At 72.9% G+C, this 17,848-nt stretch carries 16 protein-coding genes; 9 read left to right on the top strand and 7 right to left on the bottom strand.

Annotation, left to right across the window (positions count from 1 at the left end):
• The first annotated feature begins 107 nt into the window (after nucleotides 1-107).
• The 3 genes from E3328_RS10245 to E3328_RS10235 are packed head-to-tail and all read left to right on the top strand — an operon-like array spanning nucleotide 108 to nucleotide 4,286.
• Nucleotides 108-1,082 carry a glycosyltransferase gene (locus E3328_RS10245; RefSeq protein ID WP_135364463.1) on the top strand — a complete coding sequence of 325 codons (975 nt, stop codon included), beginning with the start codon at nucleotides 108-110 and terminating at the stop codon, nucleotides 1,080-1,082.
• Complete coding sequence (locus E3328_RS10240) at nucleotides 1,079-3,088, top strand: hypothetical protein (RefSeq protein WP_135364462.1); 2,010 nt, start codon at nucleotides 1,079-1,081, stop codon at nucleotides 3,086-3,088. The genes E3328_RS10245 and E3328_RS10240 overlap by 4 nt, the downstream gene beginning before the upstream one ends.
• 4 nt (nucleotides 3,089-3,092) lie before the next feature.
• A complete protein-coding gene (locus E3328_RS10235; RefSeq protein WP_135364461.1) occupies nucleotides 3,093-4,286 on the top strand; it encodes a DUF1616 domain-containing protein in 1,194 nt (397 codons plus the stop codon).
• Between the two features lie 79 nt (nucleotides 4,287-4,365).
• Here the strand turns inward: E3328_RS10235 and E3328_RS10230 are convergent, their stop codons facing one another.
• Complete coding sequence (locus E3328_RS10230) at nucleotides 4,366-5,193, bottom strand: endonuclease III domain-containing protein (protein ID WP_135364460.1); 828 nt, start codon at nucleotides 5,191-5,193, stop codon at nucleotides 4,366-4,368.
• A gap of 87 nt (nucleotides 5,194-5,280) precedes the next feature.
• Here E3328_RS10230 and E3328_RS10225 point away from each other — a divergent pair, with 87 nt between their 5' ends.
• Nucleotides 5,281-6,327, top strand: coding sequence for a methyltransferase (locus E3328_RS10225; protein ID WP_135364459.1), 1,047 nt, complete (start codon nucleotides 5,281-5,283; stop codon nucleotides 6,325-6,327).
• A gap of 45 nt (nucleotides 6,328-6,372) precedes the next feature.
• On the opposite strand, the gene E3328_RS10220 is transcribed toward E3328_RS10225, so the two are convergent.
• Together E3328_RS10220 and E3328_RS21970 are read right to left on the bottom strand one after the other, a co-directional pair.
• The gene (locus tag E3328_RS10220) at nucleotides 6,373-6,873 is read right to left on the bottom strand and encodes a DUF371 domain-containing protein (RefSeq protein WP_135364458.1); all 501 of its coding nucleotides are present in this window, start codon (nucleotides 6,871-6,873) and stop codon (nucleotides 6,373-6,375) included.
• 58 nt (nucleotides 6,874-6,931) lie between these two features.
• On the bottom strand, nucleotides 6,932-7,093 hold the full coding sequence (locus E3328_RS21970; RefSeq protein WP_167837361.1) for a hypothetical protein: 162 nt from the start codon (nucleotides 7,091-7,093) through the stop codon (nucleotides 6,932-6,934).
• Nucleotides 7,094-7,355: 262 nt separating this feature from the next.
• Here E3328_RS21970 and E3328_RS10215 point away from each other — a divergent pair, with 262 nt between their 5' ends.
• The 3 genes from E3328_RS10215 (at nucleotide 7,356) to E3328_RS10205 (ending at nucleotide 11,904) form a co-directional block, all read left to right on the top strand.
• Nucleotides 7,356-9,218 carry a glycoside hydrolase family 2 protein gene (locus E3328_RS10215; protein WP_135364457.1) on the top strand — a complete coding sequence of 621 codons (1,863 nt, stop codon included), beginning with the start codon at nucleotides 7,356-7,358 and terminating at the stop codon, nucleotides 9,216-9,218.
• Nucleotides 9,219-9,465: 247 nt separating this feature from the next.
• Nucleotides 9,466-10,356, top strand: coding sequence for a coiled-coil protein (locus E3328_RS10210; RefSeq protein WP_135364456.1), 891 nt, complete (start codon nucleotides 9,466-9,468; stop codon nucleotides 10,354-10,356).
• A gap of 135 nt (nucleotides 10,357-10,491) precedes the next feature.
• On the top strand, nucleotides 10,492-11,904 hold the full coding sequence (locus E3328_RS10205) for an outer membrane protein assembly factor BamB family protein (RefSeq protein WP_135364455.1): 1,413 nt from the start codon (nucleotides 10,492-10,494) through the stop codon (nucleotides 11,902-11,904).
• A gap of 37 nt (nucleotides 11,905-11,941) precedes the next feature.
• On the opposite strand, the gene E3328_RS10200 is transcribed toward E3328_RS10205, so the two are convergent.
• Nucleotides 11,942-12,835, bottom strand: coding sequence for a MaoC/PaaZ C-terminal domain-containing protein (locus E3328_RS10200; RefSeq protein WP_135364454.1), 894 nt, complete (start codon nucleotides 12,833-12,835; stop codon nucleotides 11,942-11,944).
• A gap of 485 nt (nucleotides 12,836-13,320) precedes the next feature.
• Between E3328_RS10200 and E3328_RS10195 the strand changes: the two genes are divergently transcribed.
• The gene (locus tag E3328_RS10195) at nucleotides 13,321-14,412 is read left to right on the top strand and encodes a molybdopterin-dependent oxidoreductase (RefSeq protein ID WP_135364453.1); all 1,092 of its coding nucleotides are present in this window, start codon (nucleotides 13,321-13,323) and stop codon (nucleotides 14,410-14,412) included.
• 32 nt (nucleotides 14,413-14,444) lie between these two features.
• Here E3328_RS10195 and E3328_RS10190 read toward each other — a convergent pair whose 3' ends face one another.
• The 3 genes from E3328_RS10190 to E3328_RS10180 all read right to left on the bottom strand — a co-directional run bounded on the left by E3328_RS10190 (nucleotide 14,445) and on the right by E3328_RS10180 (nucleotide 16,225).
• Nucleotides 14,445-15,077, bottom strand: coding sequence for an HAD family hydrolase (locus tag E3328_RS10190; RefSeq protein WP_135364452.1), 633 nt, complete (start codon nucleotides 15,075-15,077; stop codon nucleotides 14,445-14,447).
• 103 nt (nucleotides 15,078-15,180) lie between these two features.
• A complete protein-coding gene (locus tag E3328_RS10185) occupies nucleotides 15,181-15,600 on the bottom strand; it encodes an RNA-binding domain-containing protein (RefSeq protein WP_135364451.1) in 420 nt (139 codons plus the stop codon).
• A gap of 19 nt (nucleotides 15,601-15,619) precedes the next feature.
• Nucleotides 15,620-16,225, bottom strand: coding sequence for an AAA family ATPase (locus E3328_RS10180; protein ID WP_135364450.1), 606 nt, complete (start codon nucleotides 16,223-16,225; stop codon nucleotides 15,620-15,622).
• 141 nt (nucleotides 16,226-16,366) lie between these two features.
• Between E3328_RS10180 and E3328_RS10175 the strand changes: the two genes are divergently transcribed.
• A complete protein-coding gene (locus E3328_RS10175; RefSeq protein WP_135364449.1) occupies nucleotides 16,367-17,809 on the top strand; it encodes a cytochrome P450 in 1,443 nt (480 codons plus the stop codon).
• Nucleotides 17,810-17,848 lie beyond the last annotated feature (39 nt).

The raw sequence follows: 17,848 nt of genomic DNA, 5'->3' as shown, positions 1-17,848 counted from the left end.
CACAGCCGGGGGGTTCGAACCGACCGGTCGGCCGGGAGAGCGGTCCCCGGCCGCCGGTCTCATCGGCACCCGCGTCGCGAGGGCCGCGACGGACGGTGTTCCGATAGATGGTCCGAACCCTTCAGCTGGTCACGTCGCGCAGACCGTTTTTCGAACAGCAAGTGGAGGTGCTGGAACGCAACGGCGTCTCCTGTACCGTCGTCCCGGTGCCGGGGGAGAGCCGCGAGCGGTCGCTGGCGGAGTACGCCCGCTTCTACGCCCGCGTGCTCAGAGCCGCCCGCGGTCCCGACATCGACCTCGTCCACGCCAACTACGGGTTGACCGCGCCGGCGGCGCTGGCACAGCCGGTGCGACCGGTCGTCCTCTCGCTGTGGGGGTCGGACCTGCTGGGTCCCTACGGGACACTCAGCGAGCAGTGCGCCCGCTTCGCCGACGAGGTGGTCGTCATGTCCGAGGAGATGGCCGGCGCCCTCGACCGCGACACGACGGTCGTCCCTCACGGGATCGACACCGACCGCTTCGCCCCCGAACCCCGCGAGGCGGCCGTCGACGCGGTCGACTGGGACCCCGACGCCAGGCACGTCCTCTTCCCGTACGACACCGGGCGGACCGAGAAGAACTACCCGCGCGCCGAGCGGGTGGTCGAGCGGGCGCGGACCGCGGTCGACGCGCCCGTCGAGCTCCACGCGGTCTCGGGCGTGCCCCACGAGGCGGTGCCGACGTACATGAACGCCGCCGACGCCATGCTTCTGACCTCCGAGCGCGAGGGGTCGCCCAACGCCGTCAAGGAGGCGCTCTCGTGTAACCTGCCGGTCGTCGCGACGCCCGTCGGCGACGTGCCCGACCTGCTCTCGGGGGCCGAGTGCTCGGCGGTCGCCGACACCGACGCGGGGCTGGCCGACGCGCTGGCCGCGGCGCTCGCGCGGACGACCGAACCCACGGGCCGTAAACGCGCCCGGGAGTTCGGCCTCGACCGCATGGGCGAGGACCTGCTGGGCGTCTACGAGCGCGCGCTCGGCGGGGACGACGGCGGGATCGACGGCGACGACGGCGCGCTCGACGGGGAGGTGACCGCCGCATGAACCGGCGCCCGACGAGCTGGCTGCCGAGCGCGCGCTTCGACGTGGCGGTCGCGGTCCTCGGCCTCGTCGTCGCGGTGGGGCTGCTCCCGCTGGCCGTCCTGACCTCTTCGGTGTACGTCCGGACGATCCCGGTCGTCCTCGGGGCGGCCTGCGGCCTCTATCTCGTCTCGGTCCGGCGGGACACCGCCGCCGAACGGCGGCGGCCGACGCTCGACGCCGGCGGCGTCGCGGCCGCCGAGCTGACCGGGATCGCGCTGGTCGGGATCGCGACCTGGGCCGCCCTGGCCGGGACGCGGACGCTCGCCGTCATCGTCGCGAGCGGCGCGGTCGGCGCGTTCGTCCTGCTGCAGACCGTCTTCCTGTCGCCCGAGGCGCTCGACGAGCGGCTGGTGCTCGCGCAGGTGCTCGCCCACGCGTTCGTCGTGCGGTTCACCGGCCTGTTCACGACGCCCGGGTTCGTCGGCGTCGACAGCTGGGAGCACACGACCCAGTACGCGGCGGCCGTCGGGGCCGCCGACTCGCTCGCGCCGCTGGCCGGCGCGAAGTACCTCTTCGCCCCGTTCCACCACCTGACCACCGTCGTCGGCTCGGACCTGCTCGGCGTCGACCTGCGCCTCTCGCTGTACCTGGTCGTCGGGAGCACGGTCGTCCTCTCGGTGCTGCTCGTCTACGGCACCGCCCGGTACTTCGTGGACACCCGCTGGGCGCTGTTCGCGGCCGGCGCGTTCGCGATGACCGACCAGGCGATCCGCTGGGGGATGCACGTCATCCCGACGAGCCTCGGGCTCGTCTTCTTCCTCGGGGTCGTCTTCGCGGTCGCGCGCCTGCTGCACGCCGAGACCGGCCGGGCCGACTGGGCGCTGCTGGCCGGGTCGATCGTCGCGGTCACGCTCACCCACCAGGTGGCGGCGTTCGTCTCGCTGGTGTTCGTCGGCTCGGCCGTCCTCGCGCAGGTGCTCGTCGGCCGCGTCGGCTGGGCCACCCCCGCCGGCGGGCTCTCGGGCTCGATGGGGCTCGGCCCCGAGTCCGGCGACCCGATCACCGACGGCGCCTCCCGGACCTCCCCGGGGGTCGTCGGCCTCCACTGGGCGTTCGCCTTCCACCTCCTGTTCACGGGCGGGATCTGGATGGCCACGCCCTGGGGTGGCGAGCCGTTCCTCACGCGCATGGTCGGGCTGGTCGCGCTGACGCTGCGGACCTCCGCGGGCTTCCTGAACCTCGCCGGGAGCGAGGGGGCCGGCGTCGCGGTCGCCGGCAGCGCGCCCGCGTCGGAGCTGATGCGCCGCGTGGCGACGTACCTCGACGCCGTCGGCTTCCTCGTGCTCCTGTTCGCGGCGGTCCTCGGGGGGCTCGCGCTGGTCCGGCGCCACCGCTCGCCCCAGGCCGCCCACACGCTCGTCGTCGCCATCGGCGCGATGCTGTTCTTCTCGCTGGGGCTGCCGCTGTTCGGGATCCGCACGTTCCTCCCCGGCCGGTGGTTCGCGTTCGCCTACGCGCTGATGGCGGTCGTCGGCGCCGTCGGCCTGCGGTACCTCGGGACGCGGTTCTCGGGGCGCGTCGCGGCCGCCGGTCTGGTCGTGCTCCTGCTGGTCTTCCCGTTCGCGATGGTCGCCGGCGAGAAGGCGACGCTCGACGACCCGACCTTCGACGAGCAGTGGCCGAAGTACGCCTACTCCGAGTCGGAGATCGTCGCCATGCACTCCATCGGCGAGACGACGCCCGCCAGCGTCGACGCGGTCTTCACCGACCACCCCTGGCGGACCGCGTTCAAGAGCAGCGGCGCGCACTTCAGCGACACGATCAACCTCACGCGCGTCGACGGGACGGACCCCCCCTACGACAGGGTGGTCTACCGCGACTACCAGTCGACGGGCGCGCCCCAGTTCACCGCCGCCGGCGGCGCCGTGGTGACCCGCCAGGTCGACCGCGACCAGATCTGCCCCGTCGGGAGCAACCAGGTCTACGAGAACCAGGACGCCGAACTGTGCACTCGACCGGGGGCCTGAGACCATGAGTCTCCAGTCATCCGCACGCGGCGGCGTCGCCGACCTCGCGCTGGTCGTCGCGGGCGTCGCCGCCTTCGACCTCGTCGTCGCGCTGTCGGTCGACGTGCCCGCCCTGCGGCTCGCGCTGGGGCTGCCCGTCGTCCTGCTGGCGCCGGGCTACGCGGTCGTCGCCGCGCTGTACCCGCGCGGGGGCGGCCGGGCCGACCCCCGGCGGCCGCGCGCGACCGCCTCGCCCGCCGACGGCTCGTCCGTCGACGCGATCGACCCTGCCGTCCGGGCCGGGCTGACGGTCGTCGCGAGCGTCGCCGTCGTCGCCGCCGTCGCGCTGGCCGTCAACGCGAGCCCCTGGCCCATCCGACCGCTCCCGGCCCTCGCGGGGCTCACTCTCGCGACGCTGGCCGCCGTCGCCGCCGCCGCCTACCGGCGCCGGCGGGTGCCCGCGCACCTGCGCTACGCCCCGTCGCTCCCGCTGGGGTCGGTCGCCGGCGCCTTCCGCCCGCGGCTCTCGGCGACCTTCGTGCTCGCCGTCCTGCTGGTCGCCAGCGCCGTCGGCGCGACGGCCGTCCTCGCGACGACCGACACGAACGGGGCCGGGACCGACGAGCAGTTCACCGAGTTCGCCGTGCTGACGCAGAACGCCACCGGCGAGTACGTCACCGCCAACTACACCGACGCCGTCGACGCCAACCGGTCGCTGTACTTCGAGGTCGCCAGCGACGAGGGCGAGCGCACCGACTACACGGTCGTCCTCGTCCGCGAGACGGTCGTCCGCGAGGACAACGTGACCACCGTCCGCTCGGCGACGCGACAGGCCCGCGCGGAGCTCTCGCTGCGCGACGGCGCCGTCCGGTACCTCGCGTTCGAGCCCGAGCCGGCGCCCGGCGACGCGCCGAGCCGCCTGCGCGCGTACCTCTACCGCGGCGACGCGCCCGAGGTGCCCTCCCGCGCGTCGGCCTACCGCTCGCTACAGGTCTGGTACACCGACGACCCGATCGAGGAGGCGACCGCCGCCGCGAACGCGACGGCCGCGAACGCCACCGCCGGCAACGCCACGGCTGCGAACGCGACCGTCCGCAACGGAACCGCGGCCGGGAACGTGACCGCGGCCGGGAACGGAACTTCCGCGGACGACGCAACCACGACCGACGGCGGATCCCCGTTCGGCGACGTGACCGCTCCGCTCGCCGCGAGAGACTGACGGACCCCCTTCACACTCGTCCGCAGCGGTCCCGCTTCCCCTGACCGCTCCGCGCCCGTCCCGTCGCCAACTCCGTTTCTCAGTCGGCGGCCGCTTCGGCCGGGTCGACCACCTCTCCCGTCGCCGGCGTGACCCCGACCCGGTCGCAGAGACCCGCGAGCGGACAGGCCTCCGGGTCGTCGAGACAGGCCGGCTTGCGCGCCGAGCAGTACTCCCGGCCGAACTGGATCATCGCGGTGTGGCCGAAGCCGCACTTCCCCTCGGGGACCGCGGCCTCCAGCGCCTCGCGGACGCCCTCGTGGTCGGCGTCGGCGGGCGCCAGCCCCATCCGCCGGGCGATCCGGTGGACGTGCGTGTCGACGGGGAAGACGCCGCCGCGGCCGCCCGAGAACAGCAGGACGCAGTCGGCCGTCTTCGGCCCGACGCCGTTCATCTCCAGCAGCGTCTCGCGGACCTCGTCCGGGTCGCCCGTCTTGACGAACTCGTCGAAGCCGTCGGCGCCGCCGTACGCCTCGCAGACCCGCTCGGCCAGTGCGATAATGCGCTCGGACTTCTGGTTGTACAGTCCCGCCGAGGAGATGGTCTCGGCGAGAGTCTGCTGGTCCGCTTCCGCGAGCGACTCGGACAGGTCGTCGCCGCCGGCCTCGCCGTCCGGCCCGTAGCGGTCCATCAGGGCGTCGTGGGCCGGCTGGCTCGCCACGTCGGAGGTGTTCTGGCTCAGGATCGTGCGGACGAGACACTCGAAGCCGTCGCGGCCGCCGTAGGCCTTCTGCCAGTAGATGTCGCCGAGGCGGTCGACGACGGCCTCCGCCCGGGTGTCGGCGTCGCCGGGCTCGAAGGCCACGGCCTCGCCGCCGCCGGCGGCGCCGCCGCTGATGTTCTCCTGCGGTTCCGGGTCCTCGGTCATACCCGGAACCGAGTCCCGCATCGCCTTAACGGTACAGACCGCGGCGCACCCGAACGGCTATCCGCGGCCGCCCCCCAGTTCGAGGGGATGCCCGTCCGCCCGAACGTCCTCGAACGGCTCGCGCTGTTCCGTCTCGACCGCGCGCCGTCCGCGATGCTCGACCTGCTCGGGGCCGGGAGTTTCCGTGCGGTCGCGCTCGCCCACGACCTCGGCGTCTTCGACGCGCTGACCGAACCGCACACGCCGCCGGCGCTCGCCGACCGGATCGACGCCGACCCCGCGGCGCTGGGCGACCTGCTCGCCGTCCTCGCGGCGAACGGCTACGTCGAGCGCGACGGCGAGGCGTTCGTCCGGAGCGACTCGACCGCGCGCTGGCTCACCGACGACGGCGAGGCGAACCTCGCGCCGTGGTTCGTCTTCTGGCGGGACGTGGTGTTCCCGTTCTGGGACGACCACCTGGAGACGGCCGTCCGGGAGGGCGGCCCGCCGCTGACGATCTACGAGTGGCTCGACGACGAGCCCGAGCTGTGGCCGACCGCCCAGCGGGGGTTCCGGGCGGCCGCGACGCTGGTGGTCGACCCCGTGGCCGACGAACTCGACCTTCCCGGTGGCGCGACGACGCTGCTGGACCTCGGCGGCGGCCACGGCCTGTACGCGGCGGAACTCTGCGAGCGCAACCCCGGACTGTCTGCGACGGTCTTCGACAACCCCGCGGCGCTGGACGTGGCCGAGGCGGAGGCCCGCGAACGCGGCCTGACCGACCGGCTAACCACCCGCGGCGGCGACTACCGCACCGACGACATCGGGAGCGGCTACGACGCGGTCCTGCTGTTCAACGTCCTGCACGGCCACGACGCGGCCGAGGTACGGGCGCTGTTCGAGCGAGTCCACGGGGCGCTCGCACCCGGCGGACGGATCGCCGTGCTCGACCAGTTCGAGGGCGGCGGCCGGATGAACGTGGGGCGCGCGGCGGTCGCGCTGATCTCGCTGACCTACCGGGCGACGCTCGGCCGGGGCGTCCACGACGCCGACGCGGTCGCCCGCTGGCTCCGGGCGGCCGGCTTCGAGGGGATCGAGCGGACGGGGCTCCGGCGGGACCCGGGGAGCGAACTTCTCCAGGCGACCCGTGCGTGACGCTGAGGAGGTCGGGTCCCGCTCGCGCTGGAACCCGCCCGGGCGTCACGCGGGGTCGACCCGCAACCGGAGCGTCGCGTCGGCGCCGTCGGCCAGCGCCGCCACGAGGTCGCGGTCCACGTCGGCGGCCGCGCCGTCGGCGCCCACGAGGACGGTCCGGTCGTCGACGTAGTCGCTCGTCCGGATCACGTGGCTGCGCTCGTTCTCGAAGGACAGGTCGGGGTGGCCGCGGCCGGTCACCTCGTGGGTGTGCCCTCCGGCCTCGATGGTCGCCGTGATCGTCGCGCCGTGGGAGCTGCAGGCGTCGACGAACGCATCGTCGAAGTCCGCGGGGACGCGGTCGGCCTCGACCGCGAGGATGCAGTCGCCCGCCGGCGTGAGGAAGTCGTCGCTGGTGAACTCCAGCGTGCTGACGTGCTCGGCGGTGACGTTCTCGTGGCCCTGGGCGCGCACGACCTCGACGAGCGCCTCGTCGTCGGTGTCGCCATCGCGCTCGACCGCGGACTCGTCGGTCGCGGACCCGTCGGGAGCGGCGTCGTCGGTCATGCGGGAGGGTTCGGGCGCCGCTACTTCAGGGAGTCGAAGTCGGCCCGCGGGAGGCGGTTCACTCGCCGGTCGCGGCGACGGTGACCGTGACGTGTCCGCACTCGCACTCGTAGGCGCGGCGCTCCCCGCCCTCGGTCCGGAAGACGAGCATGCAGTCGCCGTCGGTGAGCTTCCGCGAGCAGTTCGCCGCCTCGCACCGGCAGGCTATCTCGCTCAACATACCCCGAAGTTCGACCCGGGGACATATCAACCCGAGCCGTACCCTGAGTGAAAGTGTAATCGCGCGACTGCGACGGGGTACCCGTCCCCGTACGGTGGTCGTGCGAGCGAAAGTGAAACGGGGTGAAGGGAGGCCCGGAGAGTGACGGTCGGGGAAGGGGTGGGGAGGAGTCGGGACAGATCGGGGCGGGAGCGGGTCGGGCGGGGCGGCTCGCCGACCGTCCGACGTAACTGATATACCACCGGGGGACGCGGACGTTGGTATGCCGAGTGAGTGGAGCGGTGCGGCGGTCGACCCCGGCGGCGGCAAGCCGACGCCCGGCGAGTGGCAGCCGGTCGAGGTCCCGGGCCGCCCGGCCGCGTTCGCCGGCGAGGACCGGGTCGCCTACCGGACCGTCTTCGACGACCCGCGCGACCCCGACGACGACCTCGCGCTTTTGGAACTGCGGGGCTGTTACGCCGCCGCCGAGGTCTGGCTCAACGACGAGCTGGTCGCCGAGCCCGACGCCGTCTTCGAGCCCGTGCGGGTGCCCTTCGAGCCCGAGGCGGAGAACGAACTCGTCGTCGAGTGCCGGGCGCCCGAGGACCGGTTCGGCGGGATCCACGACACCGACCGGGTCCCCGCCGACCGGTCGGTCCCGGGGATCTGGTGGGGCGTCGACGTGACGGCCCACCCCGACCCGTTCGTCGTCGACGTGGACCTGCGGCCGCGCGCGACCGACGAGGGGGCGGCGATCGACGCCGCCGTCGAGGTGTACGCCGGCGAGTCGATCGACGACCGGCTGACGCTCACCACCAAGCCGGCGGGCGACCGCAGGGGCCGCGGGATGATGGACCGGGCAAGCGTCACGGCGGCGGCCGGCGAGCGGGCGGTCGTCGAGAAGTCCATCGAGGTCCGGGACCCGTCGCTGTGGTGGCCCCGCGGGATGGGCCACCAGCATCGCTACGAGGTGCGCGCGAAGCTCGACGACGCCGCGCGGACGAGCACCACCGGGATCGCGACCGTCGAGGCGACCGGCGGGGGCGGCCTGCGCGTCAACGGCGAGGAGGTGCCCGTCCGCGGCGTCGCGCTGCAGGACGCGACGGTCGCGGACGTCGACCGTGCGGTCGAGGTGAACGCCAATCTCGTGCGGGCGCACGCGCACGCGCTTCCGGAGGCGATGTACGACGCCTGCGACGAGGCGGGCCTCCTCGTCTGGCAGGACCTGCCGCTGACCGGACCCGGCGTGTTCGACATCGCGCGGGGAGAGGAGCTGGCCGAGCGGCTCGTCGGGACGTACGCTCACCACCCGAGCCTGGCGGCGGTCGGCGTCCACGACGAGCCGACCGACACGTTCGCCGGGCGGGTCGGGTCGGGACTGCTCGACCGGCTGCGCTTCCGCTACCGGGTCTGGCGGGCCGACTACGACCGCGGCGCCGCCGAGGCGGTCGCCGAGGCGGTCCCCGACGGCGTCGCGGTGTACCCCGTCGTCGGCGAGCCCGGCACCGACCCCGACGCGGCTGCGCTGTACCCGGGGTGGGACTACGGCGGCGTCGACGACCTGGAGTGGGTCCGCGAGCGCTACGATCTGGACGGCGCCGTCGGCGAGTTCGGCGCGGGATCGCTGCCGGAGGGCGTCGACCCTGACGACGCGGATGTCGAGTTGGCGGGCTTCGACCGGGCGAAACACGACGCGGTCGTGGGGGGCGACGACCCCGAGGCCTCCCAGGCCTACCAGGCCGAGCTGGTCCGCGGGGTCGCCGAGCGGCTGCGGACCGACGGCGCGCCGGTCGTCGTCGCGAACGCGCTCCGGGACGCCGGCGACGCGGGGATGGGCGTCTACGCCCGCGACGGCACGCCCAAGGAAGCGGCCGACAGCCTCGCGTCGGCGTTCGAGCCGGTCCAGGCGTTCCTCGTGGGCGCCTCCCCCGGCGAGTGCGACGTGGTCGTCGCCAACGACGCGCCCGAGGCGATCTCGGGGACCGTGCGCTGGGAGGCCGGCAACGAGTCCGGCGAGGTCGATGCGACGGTCGAGGCCGGCGCCCGGGCGGTCGTCGGGACCGTCTCCGTCCCGGAGTCGGCCTCGTCGGTCGAACTCTCCGTCCGGGTCGGCGACGCCGGCGTCGAGAACGTCTACCGTTTATAAGCCCATCCTACCGTGTGGTAAGACCTGACGCGCCGTTCTCGGGCGCGTCGGGGTGTGAAACAGCCACATAGGCCACCGGAATATTTAAACAGGGGGAGGCGCAATGTCCTGATACCAGAACGTCTCCGGCGTTCAGGCTGTATCGCACTCCGACCAGCATGACAGGACACCCTTGTTGTCGGCGTCAGCCACTTCGTAGCGGTGGCCCTGTCGGTCGCCGGAGCGGGTATGGCATAGAGGTACAATTATGGCAGACTCGATAGACGAATCCAAGAACGTATCGGTCACAGACGACGATCTCGAGAACAAGTCCAAGGGCGAGCTCATCAAGCTCGCGGGACAGCTCCGGGATCGACGGAACGAACTCAACCAGATGGCCTCCGAGCGGGCCTCCGAGCGCGACGACCTGAACGCGAAGACCCGCGAGAAGGTCGACGAGGCCCAGGAACACCGCGAGAAGCGCGACGAGCTCAACCAGCAGGTCCAGGAGCACAAGGAGAAGCGCAACGAGCTCAACGCCGAGGCCAACGAGCTGTTCGACGAGGTCGAGGAGCAGCGCGACGAGCTCGAGCTCGACGAGGGCAAGGACATCGAGCAGCTCGAGGACGAGATCGAGGACCTGGAGTTCAAACAGCAGACGGAGGTCCTCTCCGCCGAGGACGAGCGCGAGCTCATCGAGAAGATCGAGGAGAAGCGCGAGAAGCTCGCCGAGAAGAAGGAGAAGCTCAACCAGGGCGGCGACCTCGAACAGCTCAAGGAGGAAGCCGAGGAGATCCGCTCGGAGGCCTCCAAGCACCACCAGAAGGTCACCGAACTCGCGGACGAGGCCCAGGAGCACCACAACCAGATGATCGAGGCCTACCGCGAGGCCGACGACATCCGCGACGAGGCCGACGAGATGCACGAGAAGTTCGTGGAGGCCCAGGAGGCCGCCGACCAGCACCACGAGGACTTCGTGCGCGTCCAGAAGCGCCTGCGCGAGCTCGACAAGAAGGAAGAGGAGGAGGAGCGGGAGGCCCGCCAGGAGAAGGAAGAGGCCGCCCGCGAGGAGGCCGAGGAGATCTACCAGAAGTTCAAGGAAGGCGAGACCCTCGACACCGAGGACCTGATGAAGCTCCAGAAGACGGGGCTGCTGTAACTGCGACCGGTTCTTCTGCGATTTTCGACGCCGCGTAGCCGCCGCTCCGGCGGTACCGGCGACAACGGCGGCCGCGGCCGGGTGCGCTCGCACGCGGCCCGCGACTTTTTGCCGACGGCCCGCGAGAGGGTTCACATGGTCCGGGGTGCGGACGAGGACGGGGACGACCCGGTGTGGTCGCGACGGCGGTTGCTCCGGTGGGGGCTGGCGGTCGGCGCCGGCGCGCTGAGCGGCTGCTCGCTGTTCGACGCCCCCGACGGGTCGACCGTCACGCCCGCCCCGGTCGAGGGCGCGGCGACGGACGAGGGCGACCCGCAGGCGGACACCCCTGCGCCCGGTAGCGGACGGGCGGGTGGGGAGACGGCGACATCCGGGGAGGGACGGACCGACGAGCGGACGGCGACACCCGCGCCGCCGGACGGATGGCCGGTGGTCCAGGGCGACGACGCCCACACGGGGTGGCGGCCCGAGAGCACGGGACCCACCGCCGGTCCGGGATCGGCGGTCGAACCGGCGTGGTCGGTCGGTCTCGGCGGGGCGGTCCGGGGGTCGGTCGCGGTGGCCGGCGGGACCGCCTACGTCGGGAGCGGGGACGGGACGGTCACCGCGCTGGCCGCGTCGGGGACCGGAACGTCGGGAACCGGCGCTCCAGCGGCGTCCGACGACACGTCCGGAGCGGAGCGCTGGACCCGCGAGACGGGCGCGGCGGTGCGCGCGACGCCGACGGTCGCGGGCGGGGTCGTCTACTGCGGCGACGAGGGCGGGACGCTGACGGCGCTGGAGGCGGACGACGGGCGCGAGCGGTGGTCGTTCGCGGTCGCGGGCGACCGCGCCGGGCCGTCGGCGGTGCGGGGCGGGCCGGTGGTCGCGGACGGCACGGTCCGGTTCGGCGCGACGGACGGGCGCGTCTACGCCGTCAACGCCGCCGACGGGTCGGAGCGGTGGCGGTTCGACGCGGGCGGGTTCCTCGGCGTCGCCGCCCCGGTCGCGCTCGCCGACGGGCGGGTGTTCGCCGGGAGCTACGCCGGCCGTATCTACGCCCTCGACGCCGACACCGGACGGGAGGAGTGGCGCTACGTCGGCCCGGGCGGGGTCCGGACGTGGTCCGGCCCGACGGTCGCCGACGGCGTCGTCTACGCGGGCGCCAGCCCGGGCGGGATCGCCGCTGTCGACGCGCTCGACGGCACCGAGTGGTGGCGCCGCGAGACCGACGGCCCGGTCTTCTCCTCGCCCGCGGTCGCCGACGACACCCTCTACGTCGGGACCGACGGCGGGTCGGTGCTGGCGCTCGACACCGCCGACGGGACGGAACGCTGGCGCCACGAGACCGACGGGGCCGTCAAGTCCTCGCCCGCCGTGGTCGACGGACGCGTCTACGTCGGCACCGACGGCGGGTCGGTGCTCGCGCTCGACGCCGGCGACGGGACGGAACGCTGGCGGGCCGCGCTCGGCGGTCGCGTGACGAGTTCGCCGGCCGTAGTCGACGGGCGCGTCTACGTCGGCGACGGGACGGGGGATGTCCACGCGCTCGGCGCTGTGGACCGGTGAGTCGACTGGCCGTCGCGCCGCCGCGCCGCAACCCCGCTCAGGCGGTTTCGGGGATCGGGTCGGCGAGGACGACCGCCTCCCCGTCGACGACCGTCTCGTCGCCGCCGTCGGTGACGGTCGTCGTGAGCCGGTAGCGGTCCTCGCCGACCGCCTCGACCACCTCGCAGGCGGCCGTGACCCGGTCGCCGATGTCGACCGGGCCGAGGTAGCTGACCTCCTGGGAGAGGTAGACGACGAGCCCCGGGAGCCGGGCGAGCGCGGCGCTGACGACGCCGGCGACGAGCGTCCCGTGGACGATGCGCCGGCCGAAGCGGGTCCCGCGGGCGTACTCGTCGTCGAGGTGCAGGCGGTTGGTGTCGCCGCTGGCGTCGGCGAACGCCTCGACCTCCGCCTCGTCGAGCGGCTTCGAGAACCGCACCACGTCGCCCACGTCGATGCTGTCGGGGTGGCCGACGTACTCGAACGACCAGTCGGCCTTCTCGTAGGCGGTGTCGGCGCGCTCGGTCTCGCGGACGCGGTCGTCGTCGCCCCCCGCTTCCGGCGCGGCCCGGCGGACGTGCGGGAGGTACTGCGAGCACAGCGTCGTCGTGACGACGCCGCGAAGTTCGCCGCCGTCGACCACCGGCAGCGCCTCGATCCCGTGGGCGCGGAGGCGCTCGGCGGCGTCGACGACCGACTCGTCGGGCGCGGCGGTGTGGACCGGACTCGACAGCACGTCCGCGGCCGTCAGCGCCTCGGGGTCCCGGTCCTCGACGACCAGCGCGACCACGTCCGACTCCGTGACGATGCCGACGACCTCGCCGGCGTCGACGACCACGACCGCCTCGACCCCGGGTTCGTCGAGCCGCCGCGCGACCGCCAGCGCGTCCTCGTCGGGCGGCGCCGTCTCCGCGTCCTCCATCAACTCCGTGACTGCGGGCGGGCGAAGCATCGTGTCGCCCGTTCGACCGGATCCCCCTTGAGAATGCGGACGCTACGAGGTCGACCGCCAGTGGGCCGACGGTTGCGGTGGCGATGTGGTAGCGGTGCGGTTGCAGTGGTGGTGCGGTTGCGGTGCTGTGCGGTCGCGGTGCTGTTGCGGTGCTGTTCCTGGTGGACTGAAAGGGCGAGGCGCGCTCGCGCTCGTGTAGTCGCCTGAGCGGGCACTATCCGCGCGGGCGGTGCGGAGAGCGCGGATATCCCGCCTCAGCGACCGCGAGCGCGGCGAGGGCTTTCATCGCCCGCTGTCGGGTACGGTAGACACGTCGGCTAGCGAGCGCGGCGAGGGCGTTCAACCCTCACCGTCGACTGCGGTCGCTGTCGTGTCCGTCTATCACCCACCGACTCGAACGGAGCCAGCCGAGACTCCGACAGACGATCCGAACGCGGGTCGAGCCGATCCCGCCAGTCAAGCCGATCGAGTCCTAACGACGACCGATGAGCCGGCTCCCGCGGATCGAACCGCCGCCACGGGTCGTCGACGCGTCGCTGCTCGCGGCAGTGGTCCTGCTGCTCGCGACGGGCGGGGTGAGTCTCGTCTCCGGCCGTCCCGCGGGCGCCTGGGTGTTCGACGTCCACGCGGTGGCGGGGCTGGCGACGGTGGTCCTGCTGGCCTGGAAGCTCCGGCGGGTGCGCCACCGGCTCCGGCCGGGCGCCCTCGACGCGACGCGGCTGCTGTCGGCGCTGCTGGGCGTCGTCGCGGCGGCGGCGCTGGCGACCGGCGTCTGGTGGGTGTTCGGCGGGCGACTCGACCTGGGTCCCTGGGGGCTGTTGAACCTCCACATCGGACTGGGACTGCTCGTCCCCCTCCTGTTGCTCCTCCACCTCCGCCAGCGGTTCGCGCTGCCGACGCGGGAGTCCGTTTCCGACCGGCGCAACGCGCTGCGGTACGCCGCGCTGGTCGGGTCGGGCGCCGTCGCGTGGCAGGCGCAGGAGGTCGCCAACCGCGTCTTCGACACGGCGGGGGCCGAGCGGCGGTTCACCGGATCGCGCGAGCGCGGTAGCGACGCCGGCAACGGTTTCCCCGTCACCTCGTGGGTCGCCGACGACCCCGACCCCGTCGACCGCGAGGCGTGGTCGCTGACCGTCGAGGGCCGGGTGCGCGAGCCGCTGGAACTGTCCGACGACGACGTGACGGGCGGAGAGGATCTGGATTCCCCGATAGCGCCAGCCGAGCGGCGGGCCCTCCTCGATTGCACGAGCGGCTGGTACTCCGAGCACGACTGGCGGGGCGTCCGCGTCGGCGACCTCCTCGACGCGGCCGACCCCGAGGAGGGGGCGGCCTGGGTGCAGTTCCGGTCGGTGACGGGCTACCGGTGGAGCCTCCCGCTCTCGGAGGCCGGCGACGCGCTGCTGGCGACCCACGTCGACGGCGAGCGGCTCAGCCACGGTCACGGCGCGCCGCTGCGGCTGGTCGCGCCCGGGCGCCGCGGCTTCCAGTGGGTCAAGTGGGTCGAGTCGGTCAAAGTGACCCGCCGGCGCGAACTCGGCGAGTGGATCGCCGTCTTCGTCAGCTGGTACGACGGCTGATCGCCGTCGGCGCGGGCGAGAGAACGGACGAGTCAGAGCAGCGTGGCCAGCGTCCGGAAGTCGGGCGCCGACAGGTCCGTGGCGGTCGCGTCGACGTGGATCGTCTCGAAACCGTGCTCGCGAGCGCCGTCGATGTCGGGTTCGCGGTCGTCGCCGACCATCACGTACCGCTCGGCGTCGACCCGGGCCTTCGCCGCCGCGTAGATGTCCCGGTCTGGTTTGGTCGCCTCGATTTCGGGGTCGTGGGAGGCGACGCGAACGTCGAAGCGGTCGAGCAGTCCGATCTCGTCGACCTTCCCGAACTGCACGTCGGGGATCCCGTTCGTCAGGATGCCCAGCGTGTGGGTGTCGGCCAGGTTCTCGACGGTCTCGGCGACGCCGGGGACCGGCTCGACGGCGTCGAACTCCGCGGCGACGAGCGCCTCAGCGAGGTCTCCGGGGCGGGCGTCGACGGCGTGGTCCTCGCAGACCTCCGCGAACGCCCGGTGATACGGGTCGCCAGCGAACGCACCGAAGTGCTCGAAGAAGTGCTCGTCGTACGACTCCAGCCACGCGTCGTCCGGGTCAGCGATACCCGCTCGCTCGAAAGCGTCGCGCAGTATCTCCGCGTAGTCGCCCGACCAGCGCACCAGCGTTCCGTCCACGTCGAAGAAGACCGCTGCCATATCCGTTCGTCCGCGGTGCCGGTGATAAAGCTGACCGAGCCGTGTCGGTCGGTGACAGGGCAGGCGCTACGCGTCGGGGACAGGACCGGGGTCGGGGAACGCCCTACCCGTCGGGGTCGATCGGTTTGCCCTCTTTCGTCGGCGGGGCGACGTGGTCGATGTACGACTCGGCGTCGGGTTCGTTCACGCGCACGCGGACGTGGATGTCGCCGAGTTCGCTCGGGTCGCCGACGGCGAAGTTGACGACGCCCTGGAAGGCGGCCTGCTTCTTCAGGTCGAACGAGAAGGTGTCGCCGCGCAGGTCCTCGAAGAAGGCGCCGCGGGCGGTGTCGAGGATCTCCTGGCGGTGCAGCGACTCCGAGAGCGTCTCCATCTCGTGGGCGGTGGCGACGATCTCGCCGTGCTCGTGGTCGACCTCGGCGCCGGGGAAGAGGTTCGTGACCGCGTCGGCGACCCTGTCGGTCACCTCGGTATCGTTGACCGGCGCGGTGATCTGTACGTCGACTGAGTAGACGGTGCTCATGGCTGTGTCTCCCGTGTGGTCATTCGTCGGTGTCGGTCTCGTCCGTGTCGCCCTCGTTCGTGCCGTCCGCGACCGCCCCGGGACCGTCGGCGAGCAGGCGCTCGATGGCGGCCTGGAACTCCGCGAGACTGCCGTCGTTCTCGACCGTCAGGTCAGCCATCGCCATGGCCTCGCCCATGCCGAAGCCGAGTTCGCGCTCGTCGCGCTCTTCGAGGGACTCGCCGCCCTCCTCGGCGGAGGCGTCGCGGCCGCGCAGGTCGAGGCGCTCCGCGCGCAGCTCGGCGGGCGCGTGGACCTCCACGAGGGTGAACTCGTCGCCGAACGCTTCGACGAACCGCTCGACCTCCACGTCCGAGCGGATGCCGTCGACGACGACGGTGTCCGCGTCCTCGAGGTGGTCCTCGATGAGCGGGAGCGACTCCCTGGCGATGGCGTCGGGGCCGTTCTCCTCGCGGAGGGTGCGGGCCATCTCCCCGTGGTGGGTGGCGGGGTCGAGCCCGCGGTCGCGGCAGGCCTGGCGGATCACGTCGCCCATCGTGACGACGGGGACGCCCGCCTCCCGCGCGACCGCCGCGGCCTCGCTCTTCCCGCTGCCGGGCAGCCCGACGATCCCGATGACTGTCATCGCCGGATGTACTGGAACGGCCCGCATAAGGACTGCGTTGTCGGTCCCGCGCTCACCGCCTCGCCACCGCCCTCCCGGTATTTAAACGGTCGAGCGTACTCGGCCGAAGGACGATACCGCTGGCGCGCCTACGTCCACCCGATGGCAACCCACGACGCCGCCGACGGGGCCGGGGGGACGGACGCCGAAGCGCTCCGGCAGTCCACGGCCGGCGACCGGCCGCCCGGCCCCGACGGGATTCCGGTGGTCGGCAACACCCTCCAGTTCCTCCGGGACCCGCTGGCGTTCTACGCGCGCTGCGCCGCCTACGAGGACGACGTGGTCGCCTACCGCGTCGCCACCAGCGACGGCTACATGCTCAAACACCCCGCCGACATCGAGCGGGTGCTCGTCACCGACGACGCCGACTACCGCCGCGCGTCGATCATCCGCGACTCGCTCGGCCAGATCGCCGACGGCGGCCTCTTCCTGATGGAGGGGGAAGCCTGGCAGGCCCACCGCGGCGCCCTCCAGCCCTCCTTCTACCGCGACCGCGTCGAGTCCTACGCCGACATGATGGCCCGCTTCGCCGACGAGCGCGCCGCCGAGTGGGCCGACCGCGACGCCGAGGCCGGCCCGCTGGCCGTCAGCGAGGAAATGCGGACGCTCACCCTCGAAATCCTCGCGAAGACGCTGCTCGACGTGGACATCCGCGGCCGGGAGTCGGCCATCCGCGACGCCGCCGCGGCCATCTCCGACCGCTTCGACGCCGGCTCGCTTTCCGCGCTGCTCCCGCTGTGGGTCCCCACGCCCGCCAACCGCCGGTGTCGCCGCGCCGTCTCCGAGTTCGACGACGCCATCGCCGACATCGTCGCCGAGCGCCGCGCCAGCGACGACGAGTTCGAGGACCTCCTCTCCATCCTGCTGTCCATCGACCCCGACGACGGGACCGAAGGGGAGGGCCTCTCCGAGCAACAGATCCGCGACCACCTCTTTACCTTCCTGTTCGCCGGCCACGAGACCACCGCGCTCACGCTCTCGTACGCCATCACCCTGCTCGCGAACGACCCCGAGCGGCAGGCCCGCCTGCACGAGGAACTCGATTCGGTGCTGGGCGACGGGAGCGATGGCAGCGCCGCCGACGCCGAGCGGCCGGGTGCGGCGGACCTGTTCGAGCTGGACTACCTCGACCGGGTCGTCGACGAGGCGCTGCGGCTGTATCCGCCGGCCTACACCGTCTTCCGCGAGCCCACGCGCGACGTGGAACTCGGCGGCTACCGGATCCCCGAGGGGTCGACCATCTCGATGCCCCAGTGGGTCGTCCACCGCGACGAGCGATGGTACGACGACCCGGACGCCTTCCGCCCGGAGCGGTGGACCGACGACTTCCGCGAGTCTCTGCCGGAGTACGCCTACTACCCCTTCGGCGGCGGCCCGCGCCACTGCATCGGGATGCGCTTCGCCCTCATGGAGGCCAAGCTCGTGCTCGCGACGCTCACTGCCCGGTTCGCGTTCGACGCGGTCACCGAACCGCCGCTGGACCTCTCGATGCAGATCACCCTCCAGCCCGAGGAACCGCTCGAAGTGACTCTCCGCGAGCGGTAGCCCGGGACCGAGTGTCCCGTCGAAACGGGATGGGACACC

The organism is Halosimplex halophilum (genome assembly GCF_004698125.1).
Lineage (GTDB): Archaea > Halobacteriota > Halobacteria > Halobacteriales > Haloarculaceae > Halosimplex > Halosimplex halophilum.
Note: the sequence above shows the minus strand (reverse complement) of the source record. Positions and strands in the feature narration are given on the sequence as shown.